Source organism: Bacillus sp. N13C7 (genome assembly GCF_026790065.1).
In the GTDB taxonomy this organism is placed as follows: domain Bacteria; phylum Bacillota; class Bacilli; order Bacillales; family Bacillaceae; genus Bacillus.
This window is the reverse complement of the sequence record NZ_JALAMO010000005.1, coordinates 49,591-70,434: the sequence shown is the minus strand read 5'-3', so window position 1 is coordinate 70,434 and position 20,844 is coordinate 49,591. Positions and strand designations below refer to the sequence as shown.

At 39.0% G+C, this 20,844-nt stretch carries 20 protein-coding genes and 5 pseudogenes; 8 read left to right on the top strand and 17 right to left on the bottom strand.

Annotated features, from left to right (window positions below):
* Positions 1–150 precede the first annotated feature (150 nt).
* A complete protein-coding gene (locus MOB98_RS05145; protein ID WP_268358805.1) occupies positions 151–828 on the bottom strand; it encodes a YoaK family protein in 678 nt (225 codons plus the stop codon).
* Positions 829–1,000: 172 nt separating this feature from the next.
* On the opposite strand from MOB98_RS05145, the gene MOB98_RS05140 reads away from it, so the two are divergent.
* Positions 1,001–2,038 (top strand): polysaccharide lyase family 1 protein, encoded by a 1,038-nt coding sequence (locus MOB98_RS05140; RefSeq protein ID WP_268358806.1) that lies wholly within the window; start codon positions 1,001–1,003, stop codon positions 2,036–2,038.
* Between the two features lie 184 nt (positions 2,039–2,222).
* Here MOB98_RS05140 and MOB98_RS05135 read toward each other — a convergent pair whose 3' ends face one another.
* The 3 genes from MOB98_RS05135 to MOB98_RS05125 form a co-directional block, all read right to left on the bottom strand.
* Positions 2,223–2,996 carry an acetoin reductase gene (locus MOB98_RS05135; RefSeq protein WP_268358808.1) on the bottom strand — a complete coding sequence of 258 codons (774 nt, stop codon included), beginning with the start codon at positions 2,994–2,996 and terminating at the stop codon, positions 2,223–2,225.
* 220 nt (positions 2,997–3,216) lie between these two features.
* A complete protein-coding gene (locus MOB98_RS05130; RefSeq protein WP_268358810.1) occupies positions 3,217–3,645 on the bottom strand; it encodes a hypothetical protein in 429 nt (142 codons plus the stop codon).
* 155 nt (positions 3,646–3,800) lie between these two features.
* Positions 3,801–4,517 (bottom strand): NPP1 family protein, encoded by a 717-nt coding sequence (locus MOB98_RS05125; RefSeq protein WP_268358813.1) that lies wholly within the window; start codon positions 4,515–4,517, stop codon positions 3,801–3,803.
* A 269-nt stretch (positions 4,518–4,786) separates the two neighbouring features.
* Here MOB98_RS05125 and MOB98_RS05120 point away from each other — a divergent pair, with 269 nt between their 5' ends.
* Positions 4,787–5,470, top strand: a complete 684-nt coding sequence (locus tag MOB98_RS05120; RefSeq protein WP_268367303.1) for an SOS response-associated peptidase — start codon at positions 4,787–4,789, stop codon at positions 5,468–5,470.
* 385 nt (positions 5,471–5,855) lie between these two features.
* Here MOB98_RS05120 and MOB98_RS05115 read toward each other — a convergent pair whose 3' ends face one another.
* The 6 genes and pseudogenes from MOB98_RS05115 to MOB98_RS05090 form a co-directional block, all read right to left on the bottom strand.
* Positions 5,856–6,155: a hypothetical protein gene (locus tag MOB98_RS05115; RefSeq protein ID WP_268367276.1), complete on the bottom strand. Its 300-nt coding sequence runs from the start codon at positions 6,153–6,155 to the stop codon at positions 5,856–5,858.
* A 265-nt stretch (positions 6,156–6,420) separates the two neighbouring features.
* A pseudogene (locus MOB98_RS05110) lies at positions 6,421–7,639 on the bottom strand (oxalate decarboxylase family bicupin).
* A 68-nt stretch (positions 7,640–7,707) separates the two neighbouring features.
* Positions 7,708–8,032: pseudogene (locus MOB98_RS05105) on the bottom strand (DUF4944 domain-containing protein).
* A 249-nt stretch (positions 8,033–8,281) separates the two neighbouring features.
* Positions 8,282–8,429 (bottom strand): annotated as a pseudogene (locus MOB98_RS05100) (hypothetical protein); the annotation flags it as partial.
* A gap of 57 nt (positions 8,430–8,486) precedes the next feature.
* Positions 8,487–8,972: pseudogene (locus tag MOB98_RS05095) on the bottom strand (hypothetical protein).
* A 97-nt stretch (positions 8,973–9,069) separates the two neighbouring features.
* Positions 9,070–9,981 (bottom strand): VanW family protein, encoded by a 912-nt coding sequence (locus tag MOB98_RS05090; RefSeq protein ID WP_268360349.1) that lies wholly within the window; start codon positions 9,979–9,981, stop codon positions 9,070–9,072.
* A gap of 347 nt (positions 9,982–10,328) precedes the next feature.
* Between MOB98_RS05090 and MOB98_RS05085 the strand changes: the two genes are divergently transcribed.
* From MOB98_RS05085 to MOB98_RS05075, 3 genes and pseudogenes are all read left to right on the top strand, one after another.
* Positions 10,329–10,811, top strand: a complete 483-nt coding sequence (locus MOB98_RS05085) for a DUF2975 domain-containing protein (protein ID WP_268360348.1) — start codon at positions 10,329–10,331, stop codon at positions 10,809–10,811.
* Positions 10,812–10,821: 10 nt separating this feature from the next.
* Positions 10,822–11,046, top strand: a complete 225-nt coding sequence (locus tag MOB98_RS05080; RefSeq protein ID WP_268360347.1) for a helix-turn-helix domain-containing protein — start codon at positions 10,822–10,824, stop codon at positions 11,044–11,046.
* Between the two features lie 121 nt (positions 11,047–11,167).
* Positions 11,168–11,958, top strand: a pseudogene (locus MOB98_RS05075) (DUF817 domain-containing protein).
* 149 nt (positions 11,959–12,107) lie between these two features.
* On the opposite strand, the gene MOB98_RS05070 reads toward MOB98_RS05075, so the two are convergent.
* Entirely contained in the window at positions 12,108–12,974 is an 867-nt protein-coding gene (locus MOB98_RS05070) for a LysR family transcriptional regulator (RefSeq protein ID WP_268360346.1), read from the bottom strand.
* A 100-nt stretch (positions 12,975–13,074) separates the two neighbouring features.
* On the opposite strand from MOB98_RS05070, the gene MOB98_RS05065 reads away from it, so the two are divergent.
* On the top strand, positions 13,075–13,953 hold the full coding sequence (locus MOB98_RS05065) for a DMT family transporter (RefSeq protein ID WP_268360345.1): 879 nt from the start codon (positions 13,075–13,077) through the stop codon (positions 13,951–13,953).
* 322 nt (positions 13,954–14,275) lie between these two features.
* On the opposite strand, the gene MOB98_RS05060 is transcribed toward MOB98_RS05065, so the two are convergent.
* The 4 genes from MOB98_RS05060 to MOB98_RS05045 all read right to left on the bottom strand — a co-directional run bounded on the left by MOB98_RS05060 (position 14,276) and on the right by MOB98_RS05045 (position 16,797).
* Positions 14,276–14,440: a hypothetical protein gene (locus MOB98_RS05060; RefSeq protein WP_268360344.1), complete on the bottom strand. Its 165-nt coding sequence runs from the start codon at positions 14,438–14,440 to the stop codon at positions 14,276–14,278.
* A 102-nt stretch (positions 14,441–14,542) separates the two neighbouring features.
* Positions 14,543–14,911: a permease gene (locus MOB98_RS05055; protein ID WP_268360343.1), complete on the bottom strand. Its 369-nt coding sequence runs from the start codon at positions 14,909–14,911 to the stop codon at positions 14,543–14,545.
* 113 nt (positions 14,912–15,024) lie between these two features.
* A complete protein-coding gene (locus MOB98_RS05050; RefSeq protein WP_268360342.1) occupies positions 15,025–15,930 on the bottom strand; it encodes a CPBP family intramembrane glutamic endopeptidase in 906 nt (301 codons plus the stop codon).
* Between the two features lie 237 nt (positions 15,931–16,167).
* Positions 16,168–16,797, bottom strand: a complete 630-nt coding sequence (locus MOB98_RS05045; protein WP_268367275.1) for a type 1 glutamine amidotransferase family protein — start codon at positions 16,795–16,797, stop codon at positions 16,168–16,170.
* 244 nt (positions 16,798–17,041) lie between these two features.
* Here MOB98_RS05045 and bla point away from each other — a divergent pair, with 244 nt between their 5' ends.
* Complete coding sequence (gene bla / locus MOB98_RS05040) at positions 17,042–17,962, top strand: class A beta-lactamase (protein ID WP_268362837.1); 921 nt, start codon at positions 17,042–17,044, stop codon at positions 17,960–17,962.
* Between the two features lie 59 nt (positions 17,963–18,021).
* Here bla and MOB98_RS05035 read toward each other — a convergent pair whose 3' ends face one another.
* Positions 18,022–18,417, bottom strand: a complete 396-nt coding sequence (locus MOB98_RS05035; RefSeq protein ID WP_419900982.1) for an SMI1/KNR4 family protein — start codon at positions 18,415–18,417, stop codon at positions 18,022–18,024.
* Between the two features lie 470 nt (positions 18,418–18,887).
* Entirely contained in the window at positions 18,888–19,508 is a 621-nt protein-coding gene (locus tag MOB98_RS05030) for a lytic polysaccharide monooxygenase auxiliary activity family 9 protein (RefSeq protein ID WP_268362834.1), read from the bottom strand.
* A 357-nt stretch (positions 19,509–19,865) separates the two neighbouring features.
* On the opposite strand from MOB98_RS05030, the gene MOB98_RS05025 reads away from it, so the two are divergent.
* Positions 19,866–20,369, top strand: a complete 504-nt coding sequence (locus tag MOB98_RS05025; protein WP_268367274.1) for a DinB family protein — start codon at positions 19,866–19,868, stop codon at positions 20,367–20,369.
* The last annotated feature ends 475 nt before the right edge of the window (positions 20,370–20,844 follow it).

Genomic DNA, 20,844 nt, shown 5'->3' with positions numbered 1-20,844 from the left:
CAGATTCACTATCATTCATCTATCCAAGGAAGTGTTTTATCAAAAAATCAATACGAATGAATGAGTATCTCATCAGCCGAATGACTTTTTTTGATATGCTGTACTATTTTTCACATAGCAATCAACCTGGTAACAGCTAAGCAGGAAACTTTATTTTTCCCCGCTCAGTTTCAACTTAGCTGTCATCATGATGCCAAATATCAGCACAATAGGCACCCAAATGATCATATTATGAAAATTCGGCTCCGCTAAAGCCACAATAATAGAGCCCACACAATATAAGATAATAGCCAGCGCTCTTAACACAGCATCTCTTAAGAATGTCTTCTTTTGTTTCTTAAAAAACACACGGCCCGACAAATCCTCTAAAAGAGAAGCCATTGTTCCAGTCAACACAGTTGAAGAAATGCCTGCGACTCCCAGCTTTTTGGCTGCTATGGTTTGAATCCCCATGGAAATGCTCAAAAGAATAATAAAGATGTACAAAGGAACAAAAGCCGAATAATAGGAGAGACAAGCAAAGATAAATAAAATGGAAGCTTCAAGCGCAAGCGCTTTTGTCACAGCAGAAGGCCAAAGGATATTTTCTGCCTTTCCGACCATCATTGTTGAAATAATCACCCCAATTATAAATCCGATTAGAGCAGTCAGGGAGTTAAAAACAGTGACCTGAAGGGATTTGCCGATAGCTAACCCCAGTAATACAATATTTCCAGTCATATTAGCTGTGAACACATGCCCTAGGCTTAAATACCCGATTACATCCACGATTCCAGCTGTTAAACATAAAAGTGAAAGCAAGGTGTTTCGATAAGCTGCTGCAGTCAACGGTGTATCCATCCTTTCTTCTATTTCAATTGTCAGTGTGCCTTTTAGCATGCTCTCTATATTTTTAAATCCCCCGGCATTAATTAGGAAGATAGAACCTATTATTCCTTTCCATTTGCTGTAATAATAATCCTCACGAGGAAATTATTAAAATTGAAAGGAAGCATATGTGATGAAACGATTTTGTTTATGGTTGGCCATGTTCAGTTTGCTATTGGTTCTCTTGCCTGGGAAAGCGTTTGGCGCCGTTGATTTTCCAAATACCTCAACGAATGGCCTTTTAGGATTTGCCGGAAATGCAAAAAATGAAAAAGGCATTTCTAAAGCGAGCACAACGGGCGGAAAAAACGGCCAAATTGTTTACATTCAAAGCGTAAATGATTTAAAAACCCATCTAGGAGGATCAACTCCGAAAATTTTAGTGCTTCAAAATGATCTTTCTGCATCTGCGAAAACAACAGTCACCATTGGCTCAAATAAAACACTCTTAGGCTCTTATGCGAAAAAAACGCTGAAAAATATTTATTTCACCACTTCATCAGCCTCTGGAAACGTCATTTTTCAAAACCTGACATTTGAACACAGTCCGCAGATTAACGGAAATAATGATATTCAGCTTTATTTAGATTCCGGCATCAACTATTGGATTGACCACGTCACATTCTCAGGCCATAGCTATAGTGCAAGCGGCAGTGATTTGGACAAGCTCGTGTATATCGGAAAATCAGCAGATTATATCACGATCAGCAATTCAAAATTCGCGAATCATAAATATGGTTTGATTTTAGGGTACCCAGATGATGCGCAGCATCAATATGACGGCTATCCCCACATGACAATCGCCAACAATTATTTTGAGAACCTGTATGTAAGAGGCCCGGGTCTCATGAGATACGGATACTTTCATGTGAAAAACAATTACAGCAACAACTTTAACCAGGCAATGACGATTGCCACAAAAGCAAAAATATATTCCGAATATAATTACTTTGGGAAAGGCAGTGAGAAAGGCGGGATCCTCGATGACAAAGGGACTGGTTATTTCAAGGATACAGGCAGCTACCCGTCTCTCAACAAGCAAACCTCGCCGCTGACTTCATGGAATCCCGGATCTAATTACAGCTACCGTGTCCAAACGCCGCAGTATACAAAAGAATTTGTCACAAAATATGCCGGATCACAAAGTGCAACACTGGTATTTGGCTATTGACACAAAAGAGGCCTGCGTAAAAAACGCTGAGCCTCTTTTTGGCTTATAGGCTATTTTTAAAGCGCTTTTTCTTTTTCACAATACCTTCTCAACCGTTTTTTATTATACCAGTTTAATGCAGTGCAAAAAATTCATATGAGTAAGTTTCAAAATAGATTGTTTAAAACGTGTCATTTGATTTTTATTACCTATAAACTAGACCGCCATCGGTTAATATGGCCTGGCCAGTGATGTAATCTGAAGCATCTGAAGCTAAAAATGATACCAGATTAGCAACATCCTCAGGTGTTTGATATCTTTTGAGGGCTATTTCCGAAGAAAATTTTTCAAATGCTTCCCCCGGCTGCAAATCATCACTATGTTTCACCATTTCTTCATCAATTCTGTCCCACATTTTTGTTTTTGCGACTCCAGGACAATACGCATTTACAGTTATGTTATACTTCGCCAGCTCTTTAGCAGCTGAATGTGTAAAAGACTTCACCGCATGTTTTGTTGCTGAATATGTGCCCAGCATTTCAAATGACTCGTGACCCGCTATACTGCATGCATTAATGATTTTGCCCTTAGTTTTTTGTTTCATGAACTGGTCAGCCGCTGCTTGAGTGCCAAAAACAACTCCATTCACGTTAACCTGAAACAATCTATTCAGCTGTTCTTCTGTGATTTCCAAAAATGGAGAAACGGCTTCAATCCCCGCGTTGTTTACAAAAACATCTAAACGGCCAAACTGATCCACCGTTTCTTTAACCAAATTGAATTGGTCATCACGTTTCGAAACGTCCCCTTTAACCCCAATCACATGAAAGTGTCTCTCGTTGAAAGCTGAAACCGTTTCATGCAGCAATGCTTCATTGATATCATGCAGCACGACATTAAAACCATCTTTACATAGTCTCTCTGCGATGCCTCTCCCTAATCCGCCTGCAGAACCTGTAACAATCGCTGTCTTGGACATAACTATTCCCCTTTCGCAGTGAGTGATCATGACTATATATTTATTTTAGCAAATCATGTAGTCAACTCTAACATTAACATTTACTCGCCTTCAGAACGGACTGCTTGTCCCAGATGACGGGAACACGTTTTTTCTATTTCCCTTTTTTATACTTCCGACACTTATTCAGTTTAAAAAAAGGCCTAGTTTTAGACCGGCCTTTACATTTAATCTTCTATCCCTATTCGTATATCTCATCAAACTGATAACCGTATAATCCTTTCACTTTCACTTCTCCACAGCCCTGATCTTTCGTTAACTCTAAATAATGATTCTTGTATGGCATTGCTTCTGCTTGGTCGGTTGCGCTGAAATCGAAATGGTTGCCTGTGAAACTTTTCTCACTTAGCTTGATTTCATATCCTGATAAAGACAGGCGATATATTCTAGCATGAATTGTGCAGCCTTCCGCATCAAAAATTGTGAATCGATAGCCGAACTGAGACTGAAGCCAATTTGGATTTGAATGATCAGACATCATGAAGGATTTTTGATTTTCTGTCATCGTAAAACTTACTTTTTCCTCATTTTTCACAATAGCTGCTGATGCATTCCCTGCATCGATTGTCATAAAAAACAAAGCTAAGATCAACATGAAGAGCTTTTTCAATTAGATTCCCCCAATCCTATTTATTTCAATATATTGGAATTCTAAACTTCAATCAATATCATTTTTAATAAATAAGTCTTTAGGGACAAACCCTACACCTCGGCATAAAAATGCTGAACCAATCTAATGACTGATTCAGCACCATATTTCTTGAATTACCTAAACCATGCCTTTGCTAGGTTATTTGTGAAATTACGATCATTAAATGGAACATTCGCTTTACCGAAATCCGTTATATTTAAAGCATTCCTCGCTGCCGGAGTTAAGTCTTCCCATCCGATTAATGGTTGAGTGCCTCCTGCACGATCACTAATATGCAATTCATGATTTAAGGGCCATGTGCTGTCGTAAGCAATTAATGGATGTGTATCCTTCATATTGCTTTCATTCGGTTGAACATTTGTAAATTTTCCGTGCCCGGAGTATGCAATTGATAAAACTTTTGGATGTTGATTAGCCGGATTGTCGACCCAAACAACGATTCCTTCCCAGTCATGCCGATGCCCCAAACTCGGAGATGCCTCATCCTTCGGGAAATACCAGGAATACATAATTGCCCACACGCCATTGTACCAAGTTGAGCGTGAATAAACTTGTCCAGTATGTTTGCTGCAATGTCCTTCAGGCGCTCCAGTCGGCTCTAACCCCCCGCTCGTATTGCCTAGTGCATCTACTGCCGGAAAGGGCACACAGCCGCTGTAAACCTTCAAATATGGCTGGAACTGTTTTGCGGCTTTTTGAGAGATAGTAGTTGGGACAACTTCATTGAACCCTGCTACTTTGTCATGTTCAATGACAGCAGCATCAACTGTTGGAACTAAGCTGATAAACATGAAAAATGACATCAAAACAGCAAACCCGATTTTCTTCATTTCACTTTCCTCCTTACCGCTTTAGTACTGTAAAATCCATACTCCAAAGCCATTATACAAATAGTGGAATCTCCAATCAATCAAGTTTACAGAATCTTAAATTAATAAATATTATCGGTACAAACCTATCTATTTTTATCAATGAACGTTTTATTTTGTCCGGATTTCCTCTTTCCTTCAACCATCTGCGTACAGAGCATTTCGCCTTTTTGATTTTCATGTATCCAGCCTGTACAATATTCAAAAACCCTAAAAAAAGGATGATGGCCATGTGCGGCAGGTTTACTTTATTCTCTGCATTTGAAAACATGCTTGACCGGTTTGACATTGAGCGATTTTTGCCTAAAGACGAATACGATCCAAGTTATAATGTCGCTCCATCGCAAAGTATCCTGGCAATTATCAATGATGGATCAAACAATCGCCTAGGCAAGCTTAGATGGGGCCTTATTCCTCCCTGGGCAAAAGATGAAAAGATCGGATATAAAATGATTAATGCTCGAGCTGAAACATTAAACGAGAAACCAGCCTTTCGTAAACCGCTTATCAGCAAACGCTGCATCATTCCAGCCGACAGTTTTTATGAATGGAAACGGCTTGATCCCAAAACCAAAATTCCGATGCGAATTAAAATAAAATCATCTGCTCTTTTTTCGTTTGCCGGTTTATATGAAAAGTGGAAAACAAACCAAGGGACCCCTCTTTACACCTGCACAATCATAACAACTAAGCCTAATGAATTCATGAAAGATATACACGACCGAATGCCGGTTATATTAACTCATGACCATGAAAAAGAATGGCTGAATCCTCAACATACAGATCCTAATTATCTGCAAAGCTTACTGCTGCCTTATGATGCTGATGATATGGAAGCATATCAGGTTTCATCATTAGTGAATTCACCTAAAAATAATTCACCCGAGCTTCTAGATGCAGAGAACAGCATGTAGTGATTGAGTTTCTATCTTAAGGTTTTGTAAAGAAGCTTTGGTTCTTAGTGCCGATTTATTTTAGTTAATATGAATATTTAGTACATAATACAATTAGTTATTTTCATATTTATTATTAATCAGTTCATAATAATATTATTATGTAAACCTATAAAAAATAAGCTATGTTCACTCCTTTAGACAATGGGGTTTACATGGCTTATTTAAATTTAAATCTTTGCAGGTATCAACAGAGTTTGTAAATTTCGAATGAATCTTATTTTTCGTTTTTATCGGAAAAATAACTCAACCACATTAAACTTATGAAGCCTGCAGCACCTATGACAGTAAATATAATATAGGCCCATGTGGGTATATCCATGCCCTTTCCCTCCAAAGTCATTCTTCAATCAAGGCCTTCTTCTCTCTTTCTCTTGTCCATTGTAATACTGACGAAAATGTTGGTGATTGCAGCTGGGAAATATAGAAATCCTACTCCCCAAATGAAATTTGTACTTAAACTTACTATGTAATTTTTCGTCATAACTTGACTCTCAATCAAAATAAGCAGTGCAATCAATCCGGCCAAAACGCCTGCAAACCAAGCATTGCCCACCGCATAAGAATCAGTCAGCACTCCCAGCATTTGCCCAAGGAGTGACATACCAACAGCGGTAAAACTGGATAAGATCGTGAGTGATTTCATTTTGGTCCTCCGTATTAAAACCATTCTCATTTTTAAAAAAGAAAGGCTATTATGAATTTTAGTTATAGTAAATTAGAAAACCTCTATGAATGTTCAATCAGTTGATGGTTATCATTTCCATACTGTCATTTTAAAGCCCATTATTTTGCCTATGCAAGCAGAAAATCCCTACATAACATACATAGGGATGTAATAACTCTAAATTCAGCTGCTCAAGAATTGAACTGATTAATAGTAAAAACCGTCGCCTGATTCGTAAACTCCTTTACGAGTTAGGGGATTTCACAACAGGCACTTTCTTCTTACGAAGAGAATCGAGCCATTCAGGTCCAGCATTCAAATTGCTTTGCACTAATTCTTTAGGCGTCAATGCCATCCACTGATTGAGTGACACGTCTGCATAGCGGTCACTTTTGAACATTTCTAAAAACCATAACGTTTCTGTACCAGTATTTTGTATATAGTGTCCAGCATTTGAGGGCACATATCCAACGTCGCCTGCTCTAAAATCAAATGTTCGGGCAGTCCCATTCCCGATAAATACTGTCATGCGTCCCTTTCCTGTCAGATAATACTGCCACTCATCACTATTGGGGTGCCAATGAAGCTCTCTCATCGCACCAGGCTCTATTTGAACAAGAGCTGCCGCTATAGTTCTTGAAATCGGGAAGTTAGAAGAATCCACAATTCGTACGCTTCCCCCAGGCGTTTGAATTGGTGTTTGATTCAACATCTCGTATTTGAAGGTCAAGGGGACTTTTCCGTATGGTGACTGAATGTCTTCGTTGGCGACTGATCCCGGATCGCTGCCTTGATAGATATAGACTTGTTCTGAAGGAAGAGAGTGGAAAGCATTCTCTTGGACACCAAAATTTGCAGCAAGAACATCCTTTGGCTTGTGCAAGCCAATCTGAAATGGTTACTCAGAAAAGCTTCCATCATCGAAGACGATCAGAAATTCGCAATGCTCCAACCCTTGGATGGAATGTGGAACTCCTGCGGGAAAATATCATAAATCGCCAGGTCCAACATCAGCTATGAAATTCCGTCCTTCTTGGTCAACAGCGGTTATACGGGCACGTCCCAAAAGCATATAAGCCCATTCAGCTTGTTTATGCCAATGTAGTTCACGCACACCTCCCGCAGTTAAGCTCATATTTACTCCTGCAATTGCGGTTGAAATGGGAAGCTGCCTGACGGTAATTTCACGTGACCAACCGCCGCGGTCCAATTTCATTGGCGCGTCTGAAAACGAAAATCTTAAGTTAGGAATCATACCCATCTGTAACAGGTGGAACAAGTATATTCGGATTTTGAATATCTTTCATGACATTACGCGGGCCCGCATCGATAGCTCCGGCTCCATCACTTCGAATAGGCTGCGGCACGTTTCTGTCTTCATGATTGATTGGTTGTTTTTCCAACAGTACACACCTCGTTTTAGCAATTAACCAGTTTTCATTCCAGCCTATGCAGGGTTTCATATAGCTGTGCCTAGATCCGCAAAAGCAAAAAAGTGACCCCTAATGTGGTCACCTAGTCATCAAGTCAGCTATCTTTTATACCATGGTTTCCTATGTAATTTGATTTCTTCTGTTTGTCTTTTCTCACCTGTCTTCCATTTCTCCTCCATCGGCCATTTCTTCACCTGTATACTTTGATAAATCATAATCTTCTCTGTCATCATACTTTTTGCCATCTATGTAAAATGTGATTTTCTCAACTACACTCCTTTTTTCGTCTTTCTTACTCCCCTGCCAAAATAAATTTAAAAAGTAATTAGGTCCAATTGAAGTCTTGTCAGATTTTTCAATGCTTGAAACCCACAGTCCGCTTTTCCCGGTGCCCTCATATTTCACTTTGTTTCCTGACAGCATGGCAAAGATTGGTACGATGCAGACCAGCATGAATGCAGCTATCATGAATAGCCAGTTCTTAACATTGTTCTTTTTTCTCATGTGTGTCCTCACTTCCCTCATTCTTTTAGTAGGAAAATGGGATCAAAATGTTCTTGAAAAAAATAAAAAAGAGCCATTGATTCAACAGATGGCTACTCTAAACTTTTTGAGCTTCTTTTTCTTGCCATTTTAAGCTGCAGGAAATGATCCCAGCTGCCCGGTAATTTCGACCCTTTCATTATTCGTATTCAATAAAGACTTTGTGATCATCGACAAACATTTCACTTCCATCGGATAAGTGTGTCCAAAACGCTTCTTCTGGTTCTTCTCTATAGTCATAAATCGCAGTAACTTTGACGTTTGACTCATCTTTGATTGGAACTTTTTACACAAAAAACTGATTAACAACGAACGATCTTCAAGTGCTTTAAGTCTAATGAACGCCATCCTCAGTAAATGTAAAGGTTTGTTTTAAATGGTGTCCTTCTTGCCCCTTTTGTGTCCAAATTATATCAACTTCTCATTCAGAAGCCTTATCTGCCAGCAGAAAATGCTTGAACCTCAACGGCGAACCATCGTTTAAACTGTCAGCTAACGTTTTAGAATTTTCTTTTTGTTTTATACAATTTTCATCGGGACAACCAAAAAGAGAAAACCTTGTGATTGAATCAGGGTCATTTCTATACAGTTGCACATCCACTTCAGCTGCTTTTTCCCCTATGTTTTTGAATATACTTTATATTCTCCTTTTTCAAGGTCTTGCAAGTCCCTTTACATTCTTAGCTTCACTTACTTTTACTGACCACTGATCAGTTTGTTGTGTAATAGGCAATACCGTAAAACTCCGGGCTTGCGCTTTTGATTGAAAAAAGGTAAATGCAAATATTAAAATACATAAGAAAAATAATAGCCTTTTCACTTCTTTCATCCCTCATTCTTTTTCATTCGTTTATCGATAAATGTGTCTTAGACATGATTTAGAGCAGTCGAGCTGCTGACTATCTAAGGTATGTGCTTTACCGTTCGTCATTTATTTCTTTCGGTATTTGAGATGGCGCTTTAGGAACCTCTCGCAGTTTGTTATTGATCACGTCAGAAGAGTAAAGCGTAACAACCATAGTTCCCCCATGCTGTTTTGCCCGGATAAGTATTGGCTGGTTATATTGGTTTTGAAAGAGAAAGTCAGGCCCTCCCCAACTTACTGTAGCATCACGTCCTGGCGGAACATATGGCACCTGTCTTGTATGAGAATAGCGCTGAACGATTCGCAGCCCCGCACGATCAACTGCATTAAATAATGTTGATGATACCTGACAAATTCCTCCGCCTACACCTTCAGACAACTCACCTTTGACGATAATGGGCGCACTCTTATAGCCTTTATCCCGGGTTCTCATTCCTACAACTTGGTTAAATGAAAACGTCTCATTAGGGAATACAACATGGTTGTCAATTGCCTTTGCAGAAAGGGAAATATTGTGGGTTCGGCTTGTATTGCTCGAATTAAAATGAGTTACGTACTGACCGAGCTGCTGCGTACTAATGTGAGCAAGCAACTCGCTGTCAACTTTCGGATAAATATTCAATTCCGGCACTTCTGCCTTTGAAGAGCCTTGGCCATAGAAATAAGCATAAAACTTTTCCATAAATGCCTGTTGAGACAGTTTGTAACCAACCCTGCCCGGGATGATGCTCCCCTGGTCGTTAAGTGCAGCATTTATTGGCTCACGGTAAATTTGCTTATCGAGCTGCTCGATGAACTTACGGTACTTTTCATGGTCAATCAGCGGCGTACCTGGAAGAGGCATCATAAAGTGTTCACGGTTAACAGTGGCAATCGTCCGTCCGTCTTGTGTGACCATTAAGCTGTCAGGCTGTTCGCTCGGCTGAGCCAATAATAAAAGACCAGTCATCCAAATGTGTATCATAAGTCGGTTTACCTCCCGATCATTAGTATGAACTGCAGCCTATCCTTTGATGTATTTCTTCCCTTCGTTTGTTTTAGATGTTGATTTTCTTACCATGCAATAAAAAAGCCCCATAAGAGTATATCTTTCATTATTTTCTTGAGCTCATTGAAACACATGCTTAAAATAGTTGCAGGCGTTTAAAATAATCGAGATCTTCTTGTCATGAGGGACGCTTTTTCGTTCTTGTTAAAATAAAAAAAGCCTTCTACACAATAATAAAATAACCTTTTTCAATAGATTTTTATTGTAAAACGATAAAACGTGTGTTAAATTCAATTTGACAATAAATTAGTGAGGTGCTTTTTATGAATCGAGTATCAACACTCTTTTTAAAGATTGCTGTTATTTTTATTGGAATTCCAATTCTAGCTTTGTGTATTTTTGTAGTGCCTAAGATAGCCGCTTATGCTGCAGAATTACTTCCAAATATGGCTTATATACAATATTTCGTTTTCATCTTTTTGTATGGAGCGGCGATACCTTTTTACTTCGCTCTTTATCAAGCGTTTAAACTTTTAAGCTATATCGATAAGAACAAAGCTTTCTCTAACATTTCTGTAAAAGCTTTAAAGAATATCAAATACTGTGCGGTCACGATCAGTACCTTGTTTGCAGCAGGAATGCCATTCTTTTATCTCATGGCCGAGAGAGACGACGCCCCAGGCATCATCGTCATCGGATTGGTTATTATCTTTGCTTCAATGGTGATTGCCGTCTTTGCTGCTGTTCTTCAAAAACTGTTAAAAGAAGCGATTGATATAAAATCAGAAAACGACTTAACGGTCTGAGGTGATGAACATGGCAATTATTATTCATATTGATGTAATGCTTGCTAAAAGGAAAATGAGCGTAACAGAACTTTCAGAGAGGGTTGGCATTACGATGGCTAATCTTTCGATATTAAAAAATGGAAAAGCAAAGGCCATTCGATTATCAACTTTAGAAGCGATTTGTAAGGCTTTAGAATGCCAGCCCGGAGATATTTTGGAATACCGAAGCGATGAAGACACACAGGATTCATAATAAAGAAGATAATGATTAAAAGAAAAATAAAGTGGTTTGGTGGTGACCCTATGGACGTAACCCTATATCCTTCTATGCGTGTCTTACATCTATTCAGAAAAAACCTTTGGGGGCGTACATCATGAGAGCCCTAAAACAGCTCGTTCGTTTTGGTTGGGAACAGGCACTATCCTGTTTGTTTCCTGTCGTTATTTTTGCCTCTTTGGCTATTACACAAATCATCCCTCTTCCCTTCTTGCCGCGCTATGACTGGCTGCTCATCATCTGCGTTCTCATGCAGTGGTGGATGGTGCATTCCGGGCTTGAAACACGGGATGAGTTAAAAGTGATTACCTTGTTCCACCTTATCGGACTTGCTCTTGAACTTTTCAAGGTGCATATGGGCTCCTGGTCTTATCCAGAAGGAGGATATTCCAAGTTTTCGGGGTGCCTTTGTATAGCGGATTCATGTATGCAAGTGTAGCCAGTTATTTATGCCAGGCGTGGAGAAGGCTTAAGGTTGAACTGGTTAAGTGGCCGCCGTTTTTTGTCGTTGTGCCGCTTGCGGCTGCGATTTATTTGAATTTTTTCACCCACCATTATTCGATTGACATTCGCTGGTGGTTATCTGGACTTGTCATTATTGTCTTTTGGCAATCATGGGTCATATATGAGGTAAATGGGATTCGCTACCGTATGCCGCTGGCACTTTCTTTTGTGCTTATCGGATTTTTTATATGGATAGCCGAAAATATCGCAACATTTTTTGGGGCTTGGACATATCCAAATCAAACCGAGGCATGGAGTCTCGTTCATCTAGGAAAGGTAAGTTCATGGCTATTATTAGTCATTGTTAGCTTTCTTATAGTAGCCACCTTAAAACAAGTTAAGGAACAGAGTCCCACAAAAGCAGAGACCGGTCAATTTTTATAACCGTTAAGAACCTTGCATACAAAGTAACAAATAAGATATATGAGAAAAAGCAACATTCGAATTGTTGCTTTTTCCTTTTTCGATAAATCATATTAAGCTTGGATTTATATCATACTTTCCTTTTTGTGAATCAAGTGTACAGGTTTAGATCACGTCTGCTTCAGCACCTTAATAAATTCGTGCGCTGCCGGTGTTACTTCCTCGAATGAGTGCGCGATGACGCCGATATCTCGGGTGATCCGGGGAAAGATGTCTTTTTTGATCAATTGATGCGGGACAGATGAAAGTGTAAAGTTTGAAATAATGCCTATGCCTAGGTTGTTTTTGACCATATTGATCAAGGTTTCCGCGTTTTGAACAGTCAAGTTTTCCTTTAATTTAATGTGATGCTGCTGAAACGTGTTTGACATCGCGATTTCATGACCGCCTTTGCAAAAAATAAGGTCATCTTGATACGTTTTAAGGTCGACATGCTTTTCCTGTTTTAATTCGTCATATTGCGGCGGGATAACCGCCACCATATAGTCGCTGCGCAATAGTTGATAGTCAAACGTTTCAAATGGAGAAGCTGCGATCCCAATATCAACCGTCCGATCCTCAACCCATCCTTTGATTTGATCAGAGGTGCCCTCAACCAATTCTATGCGGATCAGAGGGTACTGTGATCTGAATGCTGCAATTGCCTGCGGCATGATATTTGTTGAAACAGCAGGAAATGAACCGATTTTCACCTTCCCGCTTAACAGCTTGTTTTCCCGATTGGCTACTTGATATATTTTGCTTTCAATCCCCTTCATCTGCCTCGCCAACAGCAAAATTTCCTTCCCGACGTCAGTCAGCATTAAACCATGATGTTTATCCCTGATCAATAATTTGAGCTGCAGCGAGCTTTCCAGATTTTTAATCGCTTTGCTAACCGCCGGCTGAGAGATGAACAATTCTTTTGCCGCTTCTGTAATATTCAATTTCTCCCCGACTTTTACAAATATGTGAAGATGGTTCATGTTCATAACCATTTGGTTATACCCCCGATAATAAAAATGTATTTCAGTTATATATAAATGTAACATAAGATAGAAACCAGCACGATACCTAAACAAGAAAGGCGGCTTACTAATGGTAAAAGTCATGCTGGGAATTTTATCTGTCACACTTATTTGGGGATATACTTGGGTTGCAATGAAAGTAGGAATTCATGATATCCCCCCGCTTTTGTTCTCGGCTTTTCGCCTGTTCATTGGGGCGGTTCCTTTATTTCTCATTCTCTTCATTCAAAGAAAAAAACTTTCAATAGGAAAAGCACATGTCAAAAGCTATATCATCATGAGCCTGCTGATGGGTCTGGGCTACATGGGAATATTAACGTATGGAATGCAGTTTGTTGATTCCGGGAAAACCTCTGTCTTGGTGTATACGATGCCTATATTTGTTACGGTGATCAGCCATTTTACATTACACGAGAAAATGAATGTATACAAATCAATCGGGCTGATCTGCGGCTTCTTCGGACTTTTATTTATATTTGGAAAAGAAATGCTGCATGTCGATCAAAGCGCCTTATTTGGAGAACTGTGCGTCCTTGCGGCAGCACTTAGCTGGGGAATCGCGAATGTGTTTAGCAAGCTTCACTTCAAGCATATCGATATCATTCATATGAATGCCTGGCATCTTCTGATGGGAGCCGTCATGTTATTGGTTTTCTCCTTTTTATTGGAACCGGTCCATTCAGCCGAGTGGACATATCAGGCGATATGGTCATTGGCGTTTAATGGTTTGCTTTCTACCGGCTTTACATTTGTCGTATGGTTTTGGGTGCTCAATCAAATCGAAGCATCAAAAGCATCTATGGCATTAATGTTTGTCCCCGTCCTGGCTCTATTCTTTGGATGGCTGCAATTGCACGAACAGATCACCATAAATATCGTCATCGGCGCACTACTGATATGCTCCGGCATCTTTATGAATACATTTACATTTTCACGGCAGAAGGTGTGAGTTTTTAAAGAAATACTTTTTCCCTGTTGAAGTTGGAGACAGATATAGAGAGCGTCTGACGGCAGTCTATTAAACAATGAAAAAAGCTAATGTCTGGTGTGAGACATTAGCTTTAATGGCTGGCGTTTAGAATGGTGAGTAGCAAACTTGCAGGCGGCTTTATTTGCGAAACCAGGTTGCTTTTTGTAATGCACTGTACTTAAAATCGTTATTTATTTGATTTACGTGTCTGCTTCGGCAGGCTTCAAATCATAATCGCTTATGTATGACCAATTATTATCCGCCCCAAACTTTCTCCATCTGGCAAAAAAAGATTCTTTTATCAAAAAGCCTTAAATACTGAATTAAAGAAAAATATCATAATAATGATGGCCAGTACAATAACAATCTCAAACGTATGTGAACTGCCGTCTTCTTTTTCTTGTTCAGTCTTCTCCCTCATTTGTTCCCTATATTTTCTTTGTATCCCATCCTTTTTCTTATCCATTTTATTTCACTCCATTTATCTAAAGAAGCCTGTGAAATGTTAAATCCATATAAACCTCATTGAATAAAAGATGATTTATTTACTTTCACTTAAAAATTTTATTCAAATATACTCTTTCGTGTTTTCTTCTCTCATCTTTTTGTTTAGTTCGAAACCAATAAAGATATTGATAACTGCAGCTGGAAAATATAAAATCCCTGCACCTATAATTCCTATCGCCGTACTTGAACCAACAATAAATGATTGCGTTGCTACACTTCTTGCCTTCAAGCTGAGTAATATAAGAATCCCCGCTAAAACACCTATAAACCGAGCGTTACCCGAAATAAAGAAGTCAGATAAAACCCCAAATAATTGTCCAACGATTGATAACAGGATTCCTATAAAGCTTGAAAGCACAACTAATTTTTTAATGACTTCACACTCCTTTTTAAAGCTTTTTTGCTCAACTACTATAATCCCAGTATCCATTGGGGTCGCTATGACAATTGGTGTTTAAAAGTTCTGTAAACAGGTATTAACAATCAAATAATGTATTCTCATTCATAAAGGTTAACATTTTCACATTAAACAATTCTATACTTTTATGTATAAAACTGTTGTTTCATAAGTCGCCTTCTCTTATTTCTACGCCGCCAGCGAGCTACTATTGCAGGTATTAATAGCAGAGAACCGACAATAAGCAACATAAAAAAGATCACAAACAGCGCGCCTGTACCTGGCACAATTTCTTCATAGGCAATAAAGCGTTCCTCCCCCTGCAGGACGAAGAACCGTGAATTTTCGAGAAAAGCTAGATGAAAGGCTATAGACGTCCACAAGCTTCCTGTTAGGACACGCAGGAGCTGAAGGATGAATCCAAACAACAACAATAAAACGATGTAATCTACTGTGATAGCAGGCGATTCAATTCCTGCTAGGTATTGAAAACCACTTACAGTTAATGGTGCAAGCACAAATAGGATCGGCTGTAGGAGCAAGGCTATGAAACAAGTAAATCGCCTATTCAGAGCATAGTACAACGTTCCGCGAAAAGTTAATTCCTCTGGAAAAGCTTCATAAAAGAAAGCGATAATCATGTTTAAGAGCAATACTGTCACTAAATGGATAGAGAAATGAAATTGTGTAACTTTGATCCAGCCCAATAAATGGGCGATCGCGAATCCGGATCCAGATAGAACAATCACATACATTGCTCCCATCGCGGCTTTCGGAATGGCTTGCCGCCACCCAGTCAGTCCGATAGAGCAGAATGGTTTACTAGACATCCGTCTAAGAAGAATGTAGAGCAACGGGACAGTCCATAATGTTACTAAACCTGCTTGGATACCTTGCTGCAAAAGCTTGGAAGCTCCTGCTTGGCGGGCCATTGAACCGATCAAAGTAGCAACAAACAAAGCAAAAACGAACGTCCCCCAGCTGAGAAAAATCGTTGCCAGCCATTTAAGATGATTGTTTTGTTTTCCGCTTTGGGTATGATGAAGCTGCATTTGGTTACCCCTTTCACATTACTCATAAGCACTAAATAAGAAAATAAATTGCGCAATTTATATTTAAACTTTATTATCTCGATACATTCCACATAATGTTATTGTTCAAATTTCTGTATTGCTTTACTACAATTGCGTCCTTTTCTTTCAACAAATAGACATATTCCATCATTCAAGATATTTAGACTTTAACAAACAAATGCCCCTTCAGTTAAGGGGCATTTGTTAATGACTCTTTCAATTTATTGTATTCATTAACTCAAAGAAGTATTCAGGTTTATGGGTCTGATTCAGCTTATACCATGAATGCAATGTATCTGGTGCAAATACATCTAGTTTTTTCAGTACTTCCATCGCAAATTCCAAGGGAGCTATTCCTGATGCAGTTACCAAATTTTCATCAGATACTGCAGGTCCCATCTCGTAAAATGTTTCTCCTTTATAAGTAGGACAGGCCATTTTCATATACGCTAGATCATTGCTTGTATGCTTTCTAGAATCTAAGTAGCCATCATTCGCAAGGCCCACTGTTGCACCACAAATTGCAGCTACAATCGCGCCGAGCTTTAAAGCTTCACCAGCTTTTTTCAGGATCGGTTGATGAATATCTTCTCCCCAAGTATTCCCTCCGGGTAAAATCAAAAGATCTTTACTCTTAAGCGTACACTCATCAAGGGAAATATCTGGTTTTATGCTGAGCCCTCCCATCGTTGTAATCATTTCTTTTTTAACTCCTACTGTAACTACTTGTAAAGGGGTTGCATCTTTTTTAAAATATCTCCCTGAATGGAGTTCTGCAATTAAATATCCATATTCCCAGTCTGACATTGTATGAAATGCATAAAGATAAACTTTTTTTGTTTGCATCCATAACACTCCAATCACAATTGATAAAGCCTAATAAAATGACTCCGTCCCACACTTTAAAATAAGGCCATATGGATGACAATAGGAACAAATAGAAAAATCTCATGCTGCACCTGCCCTATTATCAGCGATTTTCATCATGCCCCTAATTCTCTTAAACTTTTAATGGGAATATATCGATTTTACACCTATTTTTGTGGTACTAATAGAAGAGGAATACAAAATCAATGATCAGGAGGCCTTGATTAATTTGAAAAATAAAGCGACATTAAAACTTGGAATATGTATTGGGCTTTTATGTTTAAGCCTTACTGGTTTCAAACCCTTTGACGGACCAACGCATGCTGAAGCAAAAGCCATACAAGACACAAAAATGACTAACCGTGCAACAATGAAAAAACTTGTTCAACTTGAGAAAAAATTTGATGCTAGGCTTGGCATTTATGCAATTGACACAGGTACAAACAAGACGATCGCTTATCGGCAAAATGAGCGGTTTGCGTACGCATCAACCTATAAAGTTCTAGCCGGCGCTGCGGTCCTGAAGACAAACCCAATTGAAAAGCTTAATGAAGTCATCCGCTACAGCAAAGACGACCTTGTTACATATTCTCCGATCACAGAAAAACACGTAGATACAGGCATGAGCCTGAAGGAAATCTCAGAGGCTGCTATCCGTTACAGCGACAATACTGCGGGGAACATATTGTTGCAACAGCTTGGCGGCCCTAAAGGCTTCGAAAATTCACTGAAACAGATTGGGGATTATGTTACCAAGGCGAATCGATTTGAGACGGATCTAAACTCTGCCATTCCTGGAGATATTCGAGACATAAGCACCCCAAAAGCACTAGCAACCGACCTTAAAGCTTTCACTGTGGATAACACTCTCACGACTGATAAGCTCACGATCTTAACTGAATGGATGCGTGGGAACGCTACTGGAGACGAACTGATTCGGGCAGGTGCTCCTATAGGGTGGGAAGTCGGCGATAAATCTGGAGCCGGAAGTTACGGAACACGAAACGACATTGCTATCGTTTGGCCGCCCAATAGAGCTCCTATTGTTTTGGCAATCCTATCAAACCATTTTACGAAAGATGCTAATTATAATAATGCTCTTATCGCTGAGGCTGCAAAAGTCGTCCTTCACGACCTCAAATAAAGATGAAGACTCCTATTCCGGAGTCTTCTTTTTCTGAAGCCATTTTGTCACATTTTTGATTATTCTTCCCAATATTTCGCCCCATTAGAAGAGACGAACATGTCAAACCATATCTCAAACTTGGAATCTAAGTTAACTGCATCATCAATATCATCGATTGAATCCAGATATAACATATAACCTAAACCGTTTCTTGATTTGTTTGTGTCTATGACATATCTTCCATCATAATGATATCCAATTAGGACGTATCCCTCGGGGAAATCTTGAACTTCATTATATTCAATGATTCCTTCTAAGCTGAGTATTTCAATGCCATCAAATATTTCCATCCCATTGTGTTGTAACAAAAATTCTTTATAATCATTAGGGAAAGTAACACCTAACTTCTTTTCTAAATCGCTAATTGCTTGAGGGCTTGCTGGATCTCTGAAATGGAAAGTAGCATCTTCCATGACATAATCCCCCTGCATAGAGAATGTACCATATTTAGAAATTGCTTTCTTAATACCATCGAGAGTCATGTGAACTAACTTTCCTTCTTCCATAAAAAGCTCCTTAATGTTTTTTTCCATTAGTATGTTCTTCTTGTTTGATAAGCATATACCAATAGAATGTTGGAGTACACTTCTCTTAAGGTGAAAAAAGATCGGCAAATGCACGAACATCTCACCGATCTGCAAAAGAATAGTTCTTCTTAGAAGCTTCACAGCATCCTATTTGATTCTGGAGCTCTCATACTCAAACACTCTGTGTTCATCAGGTTCCGTTACATTACAGTCAACATTTCACTAGCTTTTGATAAGTAATCGCTTTAACCTTATAGTCATAGAACCGTATAGGTATACACTATACCCAGATGCAGCGCGAATTTTTGTTCATTTCTGGAAACCTTATATTCTTGTCCATTATTGGAGGCTCAATCTCATCGTATTAGGTTTACATCAATTACGTTATAAAAGGCATTAGAGGTATCCGCAACATCCCACACCCCTAGAATGACATGATAACCACTGCGATCAGTTGGTACATAAATGTTATGAGATAGATTAGTATCAGCCTTTGAACCATCGTGAACTACAGTTCCAATTAATTCAAATTCATCTCTTGATAAAGGTTTGTTTGGATTCCAATCTTTCTTGGTTATATAATAGTGCCACTTTGATGTTGCGTGAGGAGCAGTATAGTGCCAAGTAAAGGTGTTTAGCCCCCCACGCATGTTTTGTTTTACCCAATGATCTGCAGTCTGCCTGTCTAATCCAAAATCAATTTGACCCGATCCTCCATTTGCTGATGCAATTTTTCCATCTGGTGGCCCTGCGGCTGGAAACCCTTTTGGCCCTTCCACCGATTGAGGATTATCAACTACGGAACCATATTTTTGGGCAGCTGCCGTCCAACCAATTATTTGTTTTTCTAATGACCCCATATAGGCTCTACTAGCAGGTTCTTTTATATACCCGTGTGCAGATACATCACCTGCAAATAAAGTGGCACCAACACTCAGAACAGCAGTTAAAACAGCGCCTTTAATAAAACCCTTCATTACCAACTCATTCCTCCCTTTATTGTAAAATTTTTCTCTTTCCTGCTATAATAATTCATTACATGTGAGGTAATCTCCTTCTTTATTTATGATGTCGTAAACTTTAAAGAACTTCATGTTCCTCTATTCCTTTGTTCTTCAGCTTATACTCTATCAGTCTCTTCTTGATCTTATGGCAACTTTATAAAACACATATCATCTGCAATATCATGTACCCTGCGTGCGGTGTGTGTTCTGTATATTATCGCGATGTCTTTTTTCTTTTGTCTATCGATCTGTTCTTTTTAATTAAACGGGGCACTATAATTGAACTGTAGGTTCGCAGAAAGAAAATAAACTATTATAAGGGGGATTTTTATGTTTCAAACCTTAAATCATTTTTTAAAGTCTTGGGAGTTCGAATCCGGTGCGACACAGAAGATACTAAGTACTCTAACTGATGAATCACTTAAACAAGAAATCACTTCACAAAATTGGACTTTAGGGCGCATTGCTTGGCATACTGTTGCTGCCATTCGCATCATCACCTCAAACACAAACTTAACATTTGATGCTCCAGCTGAAGATTATCCTGTTCCTACTTCGGCCAAATTGATAGCAGACAGCTATCACCAAGCCAGTAATGCATTTGTACAGGCATTAGAAACCCAATGGACTGACAAAACACTTCAAGAACATATCCACTTTATTGGTGAACAATTGCCAAATGGTTCGCTTTTGATGTTTTTGATTCAACATCAAAATCACCATCGAGGACAAATGACGGTTCTTATGAGACAAGCAGGATTAACTGTTCCAGGTATTTATGGTCCAGCTCATGAGGAATGGACAAAATTTGGTTTGGAACCCCCGAAAATGTAAATAAACTTTTTTATAAAGAAGTTAACCTATTACAATATATAAAAACATGTTTTGATCAATCTTATTTCAAAACATGTTTTTTCATTTATCAATGTTGTTATTAATAAATTTGATTCGCTTGACGATCAGGAGTACAAAAGGTGACTATATTCGACTTCTTCCATTCTCGTTGAGATCGTTTTTTCCCGTCTCTTTTCTGATTAAAATTGTTGATTTATTAAGATTCCTCATCAAAAAAAGCGCTCTGCTTTCGGCGGCAGGTGCGCTTCATCTCTCAATATTTGGACATATACCATCATTCCAGAACTATGAAAAACAACAGGATATTCGCCTAGATAATCATATTTGCCAATCCAGCTAAATACGATGACCATCCACCTGGAAGGAAGGTTTAGTTCAAATCCTAGAGTCTGAACAACTGCAGCTAAGAATATTTTTCAAACTTTGTGCTTCCATACTCGGTTCCTGCTGATAC

Coding starts and splice junctions, on each gene's coding strand:
- MOB98_RS05120 (WP_268367303.1), top strand. CDS start 4,787: ATGTGCGGCAGGTTTACTTTATTCTCTGCATTTGAAAACATGCTTGAC.
- MOB98_RS05070 (WP_268360346.1), bottom strand. CDS start 12,974: ATGGTTATGAACATGAACCATCTTCACATATTTGTAAAAGTCGGGGAG.
- MOB98_RS05135 (WP_268358808.1), bottom strand. CDS start 2,996: ATGTCCAAGACAGCGATTGTTACAGGTTCTGCAGGCGGATTAGGGAGA.
- MOB98_RS05035 (WP_419900982.1), bottom strand. CDS start 18,417: ATGGAAGATGCTACTTTCCATTTCAGAGATCCAGCAAGCCCTCAAGCA.
- MOB98_RS05055 (WP_268360343.1), bottom strand. CDS start 14,911: ATGGATACTGGGATTATAGTAGTTGAGCAAAAAAGCTTTAAAAAGGAG.
- MOB98_RS05025 (WP_268367274.1), top strand. CDS start 19,866: ATGTTTCAAACCTTAAATCATTTTTTAAAGTCTTGGGAGTTCGAATCC.
- MOB98_RS05090 (WP_268360349.1), bottom strand. CDS start 9,981: ATGATACACATTTGGATGACTGGTCTTTTATTATTGGCTCAGCCGAGC.
- MOB98_RS05125 (WP_268358813.1), bottom strand. CDS start 4,517: ATGAAGAAAATCGGGTTTGCTGTTTTGATGTCATTTTTCATGTTTATC.
- MOB98_RS05115 (WP_268367276.1), bottom strand. CDS start 6,155: ATGAAATCACTCACGATCTTATCCAGTTTTACCGCTGTTGGTATGTCA.
- MOB98_RS05085 (WP_268360348.1), top strand. CDS start 10,329: ATGAATCGAGTATCAACACTCTTTTTAAAGATTGCTGTTATTTTTATT.
- MOB98_RS05080 (WP_268360347.1), top strand. CDS start 10,822: ATGGCAATTATTATTCATATTGATGTAATGCTTGCTAAAAGGAAAATG.
- MOB98_RS05065 (WP_268360345.1), top strand. CDS start 13,075: ATGGTAAAAGTCATGCTGGGAATTTTATCTGTCACACTTATTTGGGGA.
- MOB98_RS05030 (WP_268362834.1), bottom strand. CDS start 19,508: ATGAAGGGTTTTATTAAAGGCGCTGTTTTAACTGCTGTTCTGAGTGTT.
- MOB98_RS05060 (WP_268360344.1), bottom strand. CDS start 14,440: ATGGATAAGAAAAAGGATGGGATACAAAGAAAATATAGGGAACAAATG.
- MOB98_RS05140 (WP_268358806.1), top strand. CDS start 1,001: ATGAAACGATTTTGTTTATGGTTGGCCATGTTCAGTTTGCTATTGGTT.
- MOB98_RS05050 (WP_268360342.1), bottom strand. CDS start 15,930: ATGCAGCTTCATCATACCCAAAGCGGAAAACAAAACAATCATCTTAAA.
- MOB98_RS05045 (WP_268367275.1), bottom strand. CDS start 16,797: ATGCAAACAAAAAAAGTTTATCTTTATGCATTTCATACAATGTCAGAC.